General features: G+C 38.8%; 12 protein-coding genes. 7 read left to right on the top strand and 5 right to left on the bottom strand.

The genetic code is table 11. From position 1 onward, the window contains the following. Positions 1-127 precede the first annotated feature (127 nt). From NBC122_RS14075 to NBC122_RS14065, 3 genes are all read right to left on the bottom strand, one after another. Positions 128-2,476 carry a GumC family protein gene (locus tag NBC122_RS14075; RefSeq protein ID WP_133440977.1) on the bottom strand — a complete coding sequence of 783 codons (2,349 nt, stop codon included), beginning with the start codon at positions 2,474-2,476 and terminating at the stop codon, positions 128-130. 8 nt (positions 2,477-2,484) lie between these two features. After that, positions 2,485-3,285 carry a polysaccharide biosynthesis/export family protein gene (locus NBC122_RS14070; protein ID WP_133440976.1) on the bottom strand — a complete coding sequence of 267 codons (801 nt, stop codon included), beginning with the start codon at positions 3,283-3,285 and terminating at the stop codon, positions 2,485-2,487. A 1,490-nt stretch (positions 3,286-4,775) separates the two neighbouring features. Continuing rightward, complete coding sequence (locus NBC122_RS14065; protein ID WP_133440975.1) at positions 4,776-5,162, bottom strand: HU family DNA-binding protein; 387 nt, start codon at positions 5,160-5,162, stop codon at positions 4,776-4,778. 230 nt (positions 5,163-5,392) lie between these two features. Here NBC122_RS14065 and NBC122_RS14060 point away from each other — a divergent pair, with 230 nt between their 5' ends. Then, positions 5,393-6,187: a helix-turn-helix domain-containing protein gene (locus tag NBC122_RS14060; protein ID WP_133440974.1), complete on the top strand. Its 795-nt coding sequence runs from the start codon at positions 5,393-5,395 to the stop codon at positions 6,185-6,187. A 1,281-nt stretch (positions 6,188-7,468) separates the two neighbouring features. Here the strand turns inward: NBC122_RS14060 and NBC122_RS14435 are convergent. Next, positions 7,469-7,618 carry a hypothetical protein gene (locus NBC122_RS14435; RefSeq protein WP_165983227.1) on the bottom strand — a complete coding sequence of 50 codons (150 nt, stop codon included), beginning with the start codon at positions 7,616-7,618 and terminating at the stop codon, positions 7,469-7,471. Positions 7,619-7,696: 78 nt separating this feature from the next. On the opposite strand from NBC122_RS14435, the gene NBC122_RS14055 reads away from it, so the two are divergent. The 6 genes from NBC122_RS14055 (at position 7,697) to NBC122_RS14025 (ending at position 13,726) form a co-directional block, all read left to right on the top strand. Continuing rightward, entirely contained in the window at positions 7,697-8,668 is a 972-nt protein-coding gene (locus tag NBC122_RS14055; RefSeq protein WP_133440973.1) for a polyprenyl synthetase family protein, read from the top strand. Between the two features lie 849 nt (positions 8,669-9,517). Beyond that, the gene (locus NBC122_RS14050) at positions 9,518-10,468 is read left to right on the top strand and encodes a GSCFA domain-containing protein (RefSeq protein WP_133440972.1); all 951 of its coding nucleotides are present in this window, start codon (positions 9,518-9,520) and stop codon (positions 10,466-10,468) included. 294 nt (positions 10,469-10,762) lie between these two features. After that, the gene (locus NBC122_RS14045; protein ID WP_133440971.1) at positions 10,763-11,527 is read left to right on the top strand and encodes a TatD family hydrolase; all 765 of its coding nucleotides are present in this window, start codon (positions 10,763-10,765) and stop codon (positions 11,525-11,527) included. A 9-nt stretch (positions 11,528-11,536) separates the two neighbouring features. Next, positions 11,537-12,658, top strand: coding sequence for a 1-acyl-sn-glycerol-3-phosphate acyltransferase (locus NBC122_RS14040; protein ID WP_133440970.1), 1,122 nt, complete (start codon positions 11,537-11,539; stop codon positions 12,656-12,658). Between the two features lie 547 nt (positions 12,659-13,205). Next, positions 13,206-13,439, top strand: coding sequence for an addiction module family protein (locus NBC122_RS14030; protein WP_133440969.1), 234 nt, complete (start codon positions 13,206-13,208; stop codon positions 13,437-13,439). Continuing rightward, positions 13,436-13,726, top strand: a complete 291-nt coding sequence (locus tag NBC122_RS14025) for a type II toxin-antitoxin system RelE/ParE family toxin (RefSeq protein WP_133440968.1) — start codon at positions 13,436-13,438, stop codon at positions 13,724-13,726. The genes NBC122_RS14030 and NBC122_RS14025 overlap by 4 nt, the downstream gene beginning before the upstream one ends. 164 nt (positions 13,727-13,890) lie before the next feature. Here NBC122_RS14025 and NBC122_RS14020 read toward each other — a convergent pair whose 3' ends face one another. Continuing rightward, the gene (locus NBC122_RS14020; protein WP_133440967.1) at positions 13,891-15,144 is read right to left on the bottom strand and encodes a DEAD/DEAH box helicase; all 1,254 of its coding nucleotides are present in this window, start codon (positions 15,142-15,144) and stop codon (positions 13,891-13,893) included. Positions 15,145-15,202: the final 58 nt, after the last annotated feature.

Here is a 15,202-nt window from a genome sequence, read left to right as displayed (position 1 = left end):
TCCCCAATCCCTAAAGGGTGTAATTTTGATGAATTTTTGAGAAATTTTCCACCCTTTAGGGTCGGGGAAAAAGAAAATTTCTTTTTGTGCGCCCATTTAAACAGGCTCTTATCAATACAGACCGTCATCAGAATTTATCCTTTAACCTTTTCCATAAACTCTTTTTCTCATCGGTATAATAGCCGTAGCCATATTTTCCACCGTAGCCATACCGAAGTTCTTCTTTATCAACATCATTTAAAACGATCCCTATTTTTTTAACATTCTCATCTGCTTCCACTACTTTTACATAATTGAGGAGCTGTTTTTCGGTGTATTTCGCCCGGGTCACATACACCAACACATCTGCAAGGGCCAAAATATGGAAAGAATCACTCACCATCATCATGGGTGCGGAATCGATTAACACATAATCGTAGCGCATCACCAATTCATCGATCAGCAGTTTTAAACGGCCATCCTCCAACAGGTCTGTAGGATTGGGCGGAATAGAACCCGAATCAATAATATCTAAATTGGAGGTGAGCCCTGAAGTATTGATAATGTTCTGCACCGAAATGCTAGGGTCTGAAAGATAATCAGACAATCCCAGGACGGCTGCCGGAATATACCTCTTTAATTGCGGATTCCGAAGGTCGGCCCCAATCAGCACCACCTTTTTGTTGGAGCTTAAAATTAAGGCGGAATTCATCGAAACAGTCGTTTTCCCTTCTCCTTTGACCGACGAGGTGACCAGGATTACAGGGGCCCTGTCCCCGATTCTGGTGAGCATGAATTTTAAATTCGTGGTCAGGATCCGGAACGCTTCCGCATAAATCGAAAGGTCATTTTTCATCACGAGATCACCCGCCTCCTTATCTGCCGTGGGAATTTCCGCCAATAAAGGAATATTAGGCAAAACACGGGAAATATCGCTTTTGTTCGTAATTTTAGTATCAAAAAAGAAATAGAGGTAAAATAAAAGAAAAGGCAAGGCCAAGCCTAACGCTAAAGCAATTAAATATATTTTGGAGTTTTGGGGGGAGACAGGGGAAAGGCCCGTATAGGCTGGGTTTACCACGCGCGCTTTCGGCGTGGTTACTGCTAAGGAGATGGATGTCTCTTCTCTTTTTTGAAGGAGAAAAAGATACAGTGCTTCTTTGATGTTCTGCTGTCGGTCGATGTTTCGGAAAATCTTTTCCTGACCGGGGAACTGTGCCACAGCGGCTTTGTTTTCATTCACCTTTTGTTGCAGTGCCGCCATATTCGACTGCAGTGACAGGCGTGATTTCTGAAGGTTTTCCTTAATGACCGTGCGCATGGAGGAAATGTCGCGGTTGAACTGGATGACCGCCGGATTTGAATTGGTCGCCTGTCGCAAGGTTTTATTGCGCGTTAACACCAACTGGTTGTATTCGTTGATCACATTGTCCAGGCCGGAGGGCATTCCTAAATTACTGGGAAGCAATTGCTCATTATTCGCCGAGTTGGCATAAGTCAGGACTGAATTCACCATTTCCAGCTGGGTACCCACGTCCATTATTTTTTTAGTGGCTTCATTGGCATTCTGCACAGAGAGCTGGGCCTGAGTCACTAAATCGGTAATCTGGTTATTTCTTTTAAAGGTCGCTTTCTGATCTTCGATATTTCCCAGTTCTTTGGTAATCAAATCCAACCGGCCATCGATAAAAGTGGCGGTATTCTGCGATTCTAAATTTTTACTTTCAGTAGCGTCTTTGTTATACTGTCTGATCAGTTCATTAAGGATGTTTTCAGATTTTTGGGGAATTTTACCGACATAGGTCAAGGCGATGATGCTGGATTTGTTTTTACTGTCCTGGGTGGCGACAATTCTGTTTTCAAGCTCATTCACCATCAGGGCAGGATGTACCAGCTTCAGGGTTAACGGAAATTTAAAGTCCACCAATGGTTTCCGGTACAGCGTAAAGGCAGCATGCGGTAAGGAAATTTTATCGCCATACTGATGGGTTTTTTCCGGACCGTCCTGTTGTTTTAAAGTGAACTGTTTCGCGTTAACCGAAGTAAAAGAGAAAGACTGGGATTTGAATTTTTTTGGATCTGAGATTTCCAAATGACCAAAAACAGGGACTTCATCATAGAGGTTGGTCGTAATGACCCGGCCCTCATTTAATACCTGAAAGTCAAGATTCAGTTTTTTCACCACTTCATAGAGGAGCGGTTTCGATTTCATGATCGCAATCTCATCCTGGAGATTGGCTGCCCCTAAATTCCCACCCAGAGAAAGGTTGGAAAAATCCTCCATGCTGATGGAAGTATTTTTCTTATCTGATGTTGATACGAGAATGGAGGCATTGGTGGCGTACTGTTTCGGGGTATAGCGGAGATAGAGCCAGGCCAGAAAAAAAGCAACAATCAGCGAAAGCAGAAACCAGAGCCATTTTTTTAAATATTTGTTCAGTTCATTTTGCAGGTCAAAGGAAGAGTGGTCTTCCTCCTCAGTGAATTCATTCTTCATCGTAAAAATTATCTTGTTAAACCAATGATTAAGGAAATTACCCCCAATGCAGCGCCACCAATCTGAAACCAGAGGTTCCGGTTAGGGTTTGCGTTGGCGGCAATCTGACTGTTTTTGTCAGGTTCGACATAAAGAACATCGTTCTGCTGCATATAGTAATAGGGCGAGGATGTAATGTTTTTATCTGTAAGATCGACCATGTAAGTCTTATCAGTTCCGTTTTCATGCCGCAACAGTTTTACCTTGGTACGTTCACCACCCGGTGTCATGTCCCCCGCCATCCCTAAAGCCTGAAATACTGTTACTTTATCGGAGGGGCTGGTGTACTGTCCTGGTTTATTTACTTCGCCCAATATGGTAATGTTGAAGTTTAACTGTCGGATGGAAACCAGAGGGTCGGTAAGGTATTCTAAAAGGCGGTGTTCCAGATCATCGCGAAGTTGCGACATGGTCCTGTTCTGCACCTGGATCTTGCCCAACACAGGGAAGATGATAAAGCCGTCATTGCTGACCAAATAGCCCTGTGGATTATTTTGTGGTGTCTGATTAGATGGTGTTTCAATCATGTTTCCCGACTGATTCATCGAATGAAGGTTAAAAGGACGCACTGCGTTGTCATCAAAAGCCGTCACTTTGATATCCAAAAGATCTCCAGCTTGTAGATGGCTTCCTTCAAAAACCGCCTGCTTCACTTCCTGGTCCAGTTCTGTCGTTTGTTTTTCCATATACACCATATTTTCTTTGGGTTTACAGGAAAAAGCCATACCGATGAGCGTGGCCGCCAGAAAAATATTTTTGATCTTTGTCATAGTATACTTAAAGTTCGCAAAAATAGTAAAAATAAAGTACTTTCACAGGGTAGTGAGGTGCGAATTTTGCTGGATGTTGGTTTGTTTTCTTGAATAGTTTGCGATCAAAAGGGTTGTTTTTTTAATGATTTTCGGCTTTTAAAGCTTTTTTTTATGAGAATAGTTCATTGGAGAAAAAATAATACAGTAAAGTAGGAAGGCGGGTGAAAATACTGTTTTGGGGTTATTTTTTTTGGGTAGAGGGTTACAGGGTAGGAGTTGCGATGCGAGTTACGAGGTTCGAGTTACAGGGTACGATGTTCTGGGTACTAGGATATGGCAAATGGTGAATTTGGTTAATGTCGATTGCGGCAATCTGTGAAGCAAGAGGGGAAGCCAAAAAAGGAGAAAGCCCACTTCCCGGTGTCTGGAGCGGTGGCCCGAAGGGTCGGGGTGGTATCCACATCGTTATTTTATCATTTTCAGATGGATACCCGGCATGGTGAATGAATAATGAGTGATGAATGTGCTCCGTAGGAGCGGTATCTGTGTAGAAGAAATAATTAACCAACAATGGTACGGCTCTGTAGGAGCCGAATCTTTTTTTTTTTTTTTTTGCTGTGAATGGGTTGGAAGTTGTGGTGGCTGCGTGTAGGAAGTTACACGATGCAAATGGGTAGCGTAGTTAATCTGGTGTCACTTGTGATGGGGCTTGGATGGCTGCCGGGTTGCGGGTTTTGTTACAGGGATGTTTCTATAATCTATAAATTACTGAGCGTTTTGCATCATAAATACGGGATGACATGAGTCATCAGGAAAATTTTTACTGAACCAGTTACAATATCGGAGAGTCGTTTTGTCTGGAAGACAAGAAATCGAATATCTACCTTAGGCAAATGATAGCCTGTTGAACTCGACGGCGCGGATTTACAATCCGTGCCCTTGCAATTACACTGTACTCGCTTGCGCAAGTTTGAAGTTCGACCTTAATTAGCGGGAAATTCCTTAAAAATTCATCAAAATTACACCCTTTAGGGATTGGGGAAATTGGTTTTGATGAATTTTATCACAGACTCTAAGAAAAAAAATAGATTCATCAGGATGAAAAGTACTCCTTTAAGTAAACTGATTCCTTTGCTTTTTACGTGGCTTCTTTTAAGTAAATAATCAGTAATAGTAGTTATTTTTTATTTTTACCATTAAGGGATTAAGGTAAATTAAGAGCTGTTTAAGTTTGCTTAAAAAAGAGAAATTTTCTTTTTCTCCGACCCTAAAATGGTGGAAAATTCTTCAAAAATACACTCTTCAGGGATTGGGAAATTAATTGTGATGAATTTTGACCGGAAAATAATTTCATCAGGACGAAAAAAATAGTCCTTTAGACCAAAAAATAAATTCATCAGGGCAAAAAAAAATTCCGTAAGTACGAAATTTGATAATAATGCTTAACTTTATAGCCAGAAAAAACTCCCGGATGGCAGTCCGGGAGCTTCAAAAGCGGTTCAGGGTTTTTAGGAGGCCTGAATTTTTTTGACCACGGCAGTCGCCACGGTATGTTTAAGAATCGGAGAAGGGGAGAAAATAATCCGGATCTTCTTTACACTCGAAGCGGTTAATTCATCGGCAGTCTCAGCGCCGGTGCCCCGCAATGAAGGACGGAAAGTTCCCAGGTCTCCAAATTTAACAATATATCCTTCCCGCAGGTATTTGAGGAGGGATTTTTCAAGACCGAACAATACGGCCCGGATGTCTACACTGTTTAGCGTGGAGGCATCTGATAGTTCTTCAGAAATCATTCTGATGTCGACTACCCCTGTACTTTTTACCTGGGGGTAGAACTTTTTAGGATCATCCGGCAGTAGCGGATTTCGCCGTTCAACGGCTTTAAAATTAATCATATTCTTTTGTTTTAAAAATTAATGTTTAGCCGCGCCTTTGCCATTGGGGAGCGGAGCAGTGTGCTGATTGTTGAACCTGGAATGGTGGTCGGTTCGTCTTTTTTTTAGGTCATGTCTGTTATTTTAAGGTTAAATATTTTGTGTGAAAAAAAATAGTCTGTATCTTTACAGCTGTACAAATATAGTAAATTGTTTTTAAATCGATACAAAAATTAAAATAAAGTTTTTAAATGGAAACAAACGAGAAGATCAAACACATCCGCTTAGAGCATGACATGACGCAGAACGAGTTTGCAGCGTCGCTGGGAATCAGCCGCAGTGCCCTGACGCAGATGGAGGCCGGCCATACCAAACCTTCTTTTGATGTGCTTGAAAAATTGATCGACCTTTATGATATCGACGTTACTATTTTCTTTAATGCTGCGGTCCCACAAAAGAAAAAACTCGATAATGTATTGGAAGTCGGACAAAAAGTGCAGAAAATTTTGGCTTTTTATGACGGTTATTATGGCCTGCGGTATAATCAGCTGCTCGTTGACCGTCTTGTGCAGCAGGTTACGGATGGTTATCATGACCGGGAGAAAGCGAATGCCATGAAACAGACTTATGAAGCCTATTCCATGGTTAAAGGGGTGGCGCAGGAACTGGAGGTGCTGCTGGTCGACCCGCTGAAAAGATACGCCAACAAAGTCAGGAAGCAAAGGATCACCGATGATGAAAATGATGATGAACTGATTCTTTCCCCCGATTCTGAAGAGGTGCAGGCTCATCTTGATCATATCGTGAATGAGGTTTCCAATTATCTTGAAAATGGCGGAGGCGCCATTCTGGATTGGTATGCCGCCGCAAAAGAGGATGGACTGGTTTTGGGCGAAATCTATTTTACATCGCCTCTCAGTAAGGTGCTTTACAGTTCGCTGGAGGAGTTTCTGCATCATTTCGAAATCCTGCTGAAGAATGCCGATGCTTTGTCAGATGTGGAACATTATTATCAGACCGAGCATCACTTCTTCGGCAAGCTGTAAATGACGGGGCCGCGTTGCGGAAAAGGGAGGCGAATAAGGTCATCTGTAACTGAAAGCCGCTCTGATAAATTTTCAGACCGCAGTTTTTTTTAATAAAACAGAGTGGATTTTAGAGCCTGTTTACATTTGTTTTGAAAACCACAAAAGGTACAAAAGCGGTATTTTTTTTAAGGCTATCAAAAGATTAAATAAGAACCTGTCGTAAAATGTTGCCTTGTTTGCTCTATTGGCGTTCTCTTTTTAAACTTTTTTTTCGATTCAGGTTTAGTTGAAAAATCAAATGCACTCCCTTTTTTATGCTGAGCGAAGCCGAAGTAAGGGTTGGGGCAAATGAGTTTGATTTTTCTTTATTCTTTACTTTTTGTCTTGACACAAAAAGTAACAAAAAAGTCAAGACTGGATCTTTTTGCTAAAAAATGAAGATTTCTTCCAAGAAAATCCCCAAACTTGCACGGGAAGAGAGTATCGTTGAGAAACGAGATTATTGCCGTGCTTCGGACAAAGGGGATTTTTAGGCATTGATAGTTGATGGATTTGGAGGGGAAGAAATTTTCATTTTTCTTAACGCAAAAATCTCCTAAGTCGTTTTAAATTCAGGTTTTGTTGAAAAATCAAATGCACTCTGGCGCGGATTTGCAATCCAATACCGCAGTGCAAGAAACTATTGTGATGTATTATCAGGAGATTTTAGAAATTGATGTAAATTTATAATTATTATGGGTACGAGCGAGACGCTCGGACCAGTGTGGGATTTATTCTTTTACTTTTTGTCTTGACACAAAAAGTAACAAAAAGGTCAAGACTGGATCTTTTTGCTAAAATATGAAGATTTCTTCTTAGAAAATCCCCAAAATTTATCTCGTCCCTAAGACGAGACTCGCGCGGAAACAAAGTACCGCTTCGAAACCGAGATTATGGCCGCGCTTCGGACAAAGGGGATTTTTAGGCGTTATGCGTGTTTAAAGATTTGGATGGGAAGAAATCTCAATTTTTCTTAAAGCAAAAATCTCCTAAGTCGATAGAATTTCGTTTTATAATTGAAGGTTTTGTTGAAAAATCAAATGCACTCTGGCGCGGATTTGCAATCCAATACCGCAGTGCAAGAAACTATTGTGATGATTATCAAAAATTTTAGAAATTGATGTAAATTTATAATTATTATGGGTACGAGCGAGACGCTCGGACCAGCGTGGTGAAAGGAGGCGAATAAGGTCATCTGTAACTGAAAGCCGCTCTGATAAATTTTCAGACCGCAGTTTTTTTAATAAAACAGAGCGAATTTTAGAGCCTGTTTACATTTGTTTTGAAGACCACAAAAGGCACAAAAGCTATATTTTTTAAGTCTTTAAAAAGATCAAAAAAGGGCAATGTCCTAAAAAGCTGCCTTGTCTGCTCTTGTGGTGTTCTCTTTTTAAATTTTCTTCCTTTCATTCGGTGTGGTCAATTTTTGTGGTTGATTTTGAAGGTCAAAACTTTTTTAAATTGTATTTTTGCGCAAACAAGAAATTTATGCAGTTTTTAGATGAGTATCAGGGGATGGTTGCCAGTGCAATCACGAAATATGTCTTCAAGGATAAACCTGAGGAACTTTATGCTCCCATGAATTATATTATCTCCCACGGCGGAAAAAGACTTCGCCCCATGATGGTTTTGATGGCGTGTGAAATGTTTGACGGTGATTTAAAGAAAGCCCTTAAACCCGCTTTGGCCATCGAATTCTTTCACAATTTCACGCTGATTCATGATGATATTATGGATGAAGCTCCTCTGCGACGGGGAAAGGCCACCATTCATACCCTGCACGGAATCAATACGGGAATTCTTTCCGGAGATGCCCTGATGTTCAAAGCCCTTAAGTTTTTTGAAAATTTAGAACCCAACTTATACAAAGCGTGTATGCGCGTTTTCATTCATACAGGCTTACTGTTGTGCGAAGGCCAGCAGTATGACATCAATTTTGAAACTCAGGAAGAAGTGACTTTCAATGATTATATCAGAATGATTACCTATAAAACGGGGGTGTTAAGTGCGTCATCGTTTGAGATCGGTGCCTTAATCGCCGGGGCAGATTTTAAAGATGCCAAAGCGATATTCAATTTCGGGAAACACGTGGGAATCGCTTTCCAGATTATGGATGATTATCTGGATGTTTTCGGAAACCAGGAACAGTTTGGTAAGAAACACGCCGGTGATATCTATGAAAATAAAAAAACGGTGCTGTATCTTTTAGCCAAAGAACATGCCACCGAGGAAGAACGAAAAGAACTCGAATTCTGGTATTCCAAAAAAACCGATAATGTGGATAAAGTCTATAGTGTAGAAAAGATTTTCCGCCGTACCAAAGTGGATGAGAAGACCCTGCATCTGATCCAGGAGCACAACGAGCTGGCACAGCAATACCTGAATAAAATAGGTGTTTCCGACGAAAAGAAAAAACCGTTTATTGAGCTGGCGAACTATTTATTGAGAAGAGAATCTTAACGCATTATTTAAATCAAAGAAATGAAAGCAGCTGGCTTTTGCTGGGAATCTGTTCAGGTGAATATTTTAACGCAGAGGGGTTTTCAGAACTTTAATTTTTGTCTTTTTTTAACCATTAAGGGATGAAGGGGAATTAAGATTTCTTCGGAAATTATTTTTAAAAACCTTACTGGAACGTGAAAAGGAATTGCTTAAACGGTTATTAAATAAAACAGACCGCTTTTTTTGAAACATCACTGGAACGTGAAAAGGAATTGCTTAAAAGGTTATTAAATAAAACAGACCGTTTATTTTTTAACATTATTTTTTCAACATTAAGAGGTAATGAAGAAATTATGAAAATTAAGAGGTCCTTCGGAAAATAGCTTAAACGGTTATTAAATAAAACAGACCGTTTATTTTTTAACATTATTTTTTTCAACATTAAGAGGTAATGAAGAAATTAAGAAAATTAAGAGGTCCTTCGGAAAATAGCTTAAACGGTTATTAAATAAAACAGACCGCTTATTTTGAAACATTAAGAGATGAAGGGAAATTAAGATTTATTTTGGATGGTATATTAAAATGGTTATTATAGACAGGAAAAAAAGAAGTAAAATATCACCTCAAATTTTGCGGTTATTTTGTTTTAAATAAACAGGTGAGTGGAGTGCATATCTTTTAGATTAAAAGTTAACCTTTATATACCGTATGCATTTTGCAGACTTTTGACTTACTGTTAAAATAAAACTTTTGTGACTTTTGCGGTAAAAAAATCTTTGAAAATCATATCATCCCATCACCGTAATATCACATCACCCCATCATCAAATCATCAAATCACCACATCATCACATCATCACATTAACCAATGAAATTTAGAACAGAAGTAGAGATTCCAAATTCCGAGATTAAAATTGAAGTTGAAGACCAGATCTTTTCCATCGGTTCCTGCTTTGCCACTGAAATGAGTGATCTGCTTCAGAGCGGACAGTTACAAACTTTTAATAATCCTTTCGGGACCATTTTTAACCCGTTCTCCATTAATCATGCGGTCAAAAAATTACACGATGCCCGATGGTATGAAGAGTCCGATCTGATCAGTTTCAATGAAGAAGTGATTTCACTGGACCATCACAGCTCCTTTAATTCCCGGTTTCTTCATCAGACTTTAGAAAAAATAAATTCGCAGATTGAGACCGGCAACCGGTTTTTACAAAATACGAACTGGATTTTAATTACGTACGGAACTTCCTTTATTTATGAATTTTTGCCGAAGAAAAAACCCGTGGCGAACTGTCATAAAATTCCGGCAAAGTATTTTGAAAAAAGACTGCTGACGAATCTTGAACTGACGGATGCGATGTATGAAACCATCGTTAATCTGAAAGATATTGCGAAACCGAACGTTCAGATTTTGTTTACCGTTTCGCCCGTCCGCCACACCAAAGACGGAATGGTGGAAAACAATCTGAGCAAATCGAAATTGATTACCGCCATTCACGAGATGTTGCCACAATTTGAAAACTGCCATTACCTGCCGGTTTATGAAATTTTAATGGACGATTTGCGCGATTACCGTTTTTACAAAGAAGATTTGATTCATCCCAATAATCAGGCGGTCAGGTATATCTGGGAGAAATTCGGGAATGCTTATTTTTCCGATGAGACCATGGATTTCATCGAGGAGAATTTAAAAATCGCCAAATCCTTAGACCATAAAACCTCTGATGAAAAAAATCCGAAATACCAGGAGTTTTTAGAAAAGCTGAAAGCAAGGATTTCAATACAGCAGGCGAAAGTGAAACATAAAATATTTTGAAAACCGTGATAGATGTAAAATAAAAAACCAAAGAGACAAAACCACAAAAGTCACAAAAGTTTAAAGGAAATAGAGGATGAATAAAAGTTCACAAAGATTTTCAGATTTCGGTATTCTTCTTTTGTGACTTTTGTGGTTAAAAAAAATTGCCTAAACTAGTAAAGAATCAGTTTGAATGAAATTTTAAATGGCTCTAATTAAATCCGAAACATTTTAAAACTTAATGATCTTAATTCCTTCATCTTGCTTAATGGTTCAAATTTTCATTTAAAATAACACGTAACTCAGACCCCAATGATCGATACCCACACCCACCTATATTCCGAAGAATTCGATAACGACCGAAAAGAAATGATCGACAGAGCTCTTGCAAAAGGAGTTTCCAAATTCTATCTGCCCGCCATCAATTCTGAAACCCACGAAAAAATGCTCGCTTTGGAAAGGGAGTATCCGAACCGGATTTTCTCCATGATGGGACTTCACCCGTGTTATGTAAAACCTGAAAGCTGGCTACAGGAACTCAAACTGGTTGAAGAATATTTAAACAAAAGGCCGTTTGCCGCGATCGGAGAGATTGGTATTGATCTGTATTGGGATAAAACGACTTTGGATATTCAGGTGAACGCTTTCGAACAGCAGATCGACTGGGCGGTTGAAAGAGATCTGCCGATTGTGATTCACACCAGAGAAAGTTTCGACGAGACATTTGAAGTTTTAGACCGCAAAAAAAATCCCAAACTGCGCGGTATTTTCCACTGTTTTTCCGGAGATTTGGCTCAGGCAAAAAGAGCCATGGATTTGAATTTCATTTTAGGAATCGGTGGAGTAGTCACCTTTAAAAACGGAAAAATCGATCAGTTTTTAGATCAGATTCCTTTAGATAAAATAGTCCTGGAAACCGATTCGCCTTATTTGGCGCCGGTTCCGCACCGTGGCAAAAGGAATGAAAGTTCTTATCTGGATTTGGTGGTTGGAAAACTTGTGAATATCTATAATAAAGATTTTTCTGAAATCGGGCAGATTACAACGGACAATGCAGGTCGCATTTTTAATAGGTAAAGAAAGATCATGAAAGAGAAATTCGACAGTATAAGATTTTATCATCCCGAAGAAGTGAATCCTGCAATACGCTTTATAATGCGCCATCCTATGATGAAACTTCTTCTGCATTATAGTCTTCCCAATATTTCAGATGAAAAAATACAGCAGATTGTTGGCGATATTCATTCGATCGAAGATTTTCAGAAAGCCATTATTTACCCAAGCATCAAGAATGTTTTGAAAGCAAGTTCTGACGGATTTACGATTTCCGGAGCAGAAAATTTGAATAAAAATGAATCGTATCTTTTTATTTCCAATCACCGGGATATTCTTTTAGACACGTGTTTGTTAAATTTCGCTTTGTTAGAGAAAGGTTTAAATCTTACAGCATCGGTTATTGGAGATAATTTGGTGCAAAGAGATTTGTACCTTATTTTGGCAAAACTAAACCGTAATTTTTTTGTAAAACGTAGTGCAGCGCCAAGGGAACTTTTAGAAAACAGCAAACTTTTATCTGAATATATTTTCCAGTTATTAACCAGTGAACATCGCTCGGTTTGGATTGCGCAGCGGGAAGGTCGTGCTAAAGATGGTAATGATTTCACCCAGGTTGGCGTTTTGAAAATGATTTCGATGTTTGATGCGCAAAGTAAACCTTGTTCCTATTTTAAAAAATTAAAAGTAGTACCTGTTTCTATTTCGTATGAGTTAGACCCGACAGACAAATTGAAAGTTGAAAAAATGTGCGCAGATCAACTGAATCAGGAAAAGCACAAAAACGAAGATTTTCTCAATATTATGACGGGCGTCTCTGGCCAAAAGAAAAGAATTCACCTGCATTTTGGCAAGATAGAAGATGAGATTTATACGGATATTGAAAACGCGGTTTCCAATTCTAATAAGCAAATACAGCAGTTGGCAGAGGTTTTAACCCAAAAAATTATAGAGGGTTACCAACTTTGGCCAAGTAATTATATTGCTGCAGATGTACTGAAAAACAGCACCCTATATTCGAAATATTATACTGAAAAGGAAAAGCAATTCTTTATCAAAAGAATGAATTTAAGCATTGTTAAAAATAATCATTGTATGAAGCAAGCGTTTTTGGAAATGTACGCAAATCCCGTTTTTAACAAGCGAAATCTATAAAAAATGCCACGAATTCACAAATAATTAATTCGCGGGTTCGTGGCATATGTTTTCAACTTTGGCCAAGTAATTACATTGCTGCAGATTTACTAAAAAACAGCACCCTATATTCGAAATATTATACTGAGAATGAAAAGCAGTTCTTTATCAAAAGAATGAATTTAAGCATTATTAAAAATAATAATTGTATGAATCAAGCGCTTTTAGAAATGTATGCAAATCCGGTTTTTAACAAACGAAATCTATAAAAAATGCCACGAATTCACAAATAATTAATTCGCGGGTTCGTGGCAAATGTTTTTTTTTAGCGAAAAGCTATTTTCCTCTCGAAAAATTACTTTTATTATTCGGCTTTTTACTGTGACCGCCCGCAGAATTTCCAGAAAACTGGTGAATATTTACGGGAAAGACTTTTCTGAAATTGATAGGATTACGACGGAAAATACATTGCGGATGTTTTCTAAGTAGATCGCGCAAAATACAGTCAAACAGTTCCATCGGATAAGATAAATTTTAGTACATTTGAAAGTATAAATACACCTTAGAAATGGAAACTACATTGGATATTAGAAAAAAAATTCATGAATTTATTGATCATGCCGATGAAAGAATTTTAAGGATTATCAATGCAATCATCTTAACTGAGCAAGAAACAGCGCCAATGAATCCCGACTCTTTTTATGAAGAATTGGACAACAGGAAAGAAAGACATTTAAAAGGGGAATCCAAATCCTATACCTGGGAAGAAGTAAAAACCAAAGCAAGAGCAGCCGTAAAATGATTTACGAACTGGAAATTGTAGAAGAAGCAGATTTAGAGATTATTGATGCTTATTTGTATTACGAAAGCAAAAAGTTTGGATTGGGCGAGAAATTTTTGAAAGAACTGGATCAATATTTTGAAAGAATTTGTGAAAGCCCCAAACACTTCGAAGGTAAGTATAAAAGTTATCGTGAAGCCTACATTCGAAAGTTCCCATATCTGATCATTTTTGAAATTGAAGAACAAAAAGTTGTTGTTTATTCGGTTTTTAATACCCCACAAAATCCTGAAAAGAAGCCCAAATAAAAGAAGCCGTCTCATAACTATATGAAACGGCTTTTTTTATGGTTTTCTCACGGACTCCTGTTCGAGCATAGGGTTCAAATATTAGAATCTCTGAGGGTTAGTTGGAGTATTGAGACACTTTCTTCGTTTTGCTCAGTCCCATTATTAAAACGGGATGAAAAAAACTATCTGTTTCTCGTGAAATTACTTTTATTATTCGGCTTTTTACTGTGACCGCTCGCAGAATTTCCTTGGGGTGGTCTTGGTCTAAATGGTTTGTTGTTAGAATCTCTTTTCTCAGCAACCAAATTCTCAGTATGGAAAGGATGCTCCTTCTCAACCGGAATTTTCTTACCGATCAGTTTCTCTGTATTCTTTAAATTGACAAGATCCAACCCATCAACAAAAGAAATCGAACTTCCTTCTGCACCGGCTCTTCCGGTTCTTCCGATACGGTGAACATAGGTTTCAGAAACGTCGGACAATTCGAAGTTAACGACATATTTCAGTTCATCGATATCGATTCCTCTGGCTGCAATATCTGTTGCCACCAGGATCCTGGTTTTTCCGGACTTGAAGTTGGAAAGTGCATTCTGTCTTGCATTCTGGGATTTGTTTCCGTGAATGGCTTCTGCGGAAATTTTGTGACTTTGCAACTTTCTTGCGATTTTATCAGCGCCGTGTTTTGTTCTTGAAAATACCAAAACAGATTCGCGGATGTCATTTTGTAAAATATGGGTTAACAAATCGAGTTTGTTGTCTTTATCTACAAAATATACTTTCTGCTGAATGGTATCTGCGGTTGCAGAAACGGGTGCTACTTCCACTTTTACAGGATTGGTAAGCATGGAACTCGCCAGTTTATTAATTTCTTCCGGGAACGTTGCCGAGAAGAAAAGGGTTTGTCTTTTTGGGGGAAGTAATTTGATGATTCTCTTCACATCGTGCACAAATCCCATATCGAGCATTCTGTCTGCCTCGTCTAAAACGAAAACTTCAAGATGCTTCAGTGAAATAATTCCCTGTGAAATAAAATCCAGTAACCTTCCCGGTGTGGCTACTAAAATATCAACGCCTCTTTTCAGGGCATTTTCCTGTGCGGCCTGTTTTACACCACCGAAAACCACGAGATTTCGTAATCTCAAATGTCTTCCGTACGATTTAAAACTCTCATCAATCTGAATGGCTAATTCCCGGGTTGGGGTTAGGATCAAAACTTTGACGTGATTGCTTTTAACGTTTTTAGTGGCTAAATTCTGGAGGATCGGAATGGCAAATGCTGCTGTTTTTCCGGTTCCGGTCTGTGCGGTTCCCAGTAAATCTCTGCCTTGTAAAATGTGGGGAATCGATTTTTGCTGAATAGGTGTTGGTTGGGTGTAACCCTCTTCCTTAAGCGCTTTTGCGATAGGATCAATTAAGTTTAAGTCGGTAAAATTCAAATGAAATATTTTTTAATTAAAATGAAACTCGTGTCATTCTATAGTATATGTAACGAAG

It is taken from the genome of Chryseobacterium salivictor (assembly GCF_004359195.1).
GTDB lineage: Bacteria > Bacteroidota > Bacteroidia > Flavobacteriales > Weeksellaceae > Kaistella > Kaistella salivictor.
Note: the sequence above shows the minus strand (reverse complement) of the source record. Positions and strands in the feature narration are given on the sequence as shown.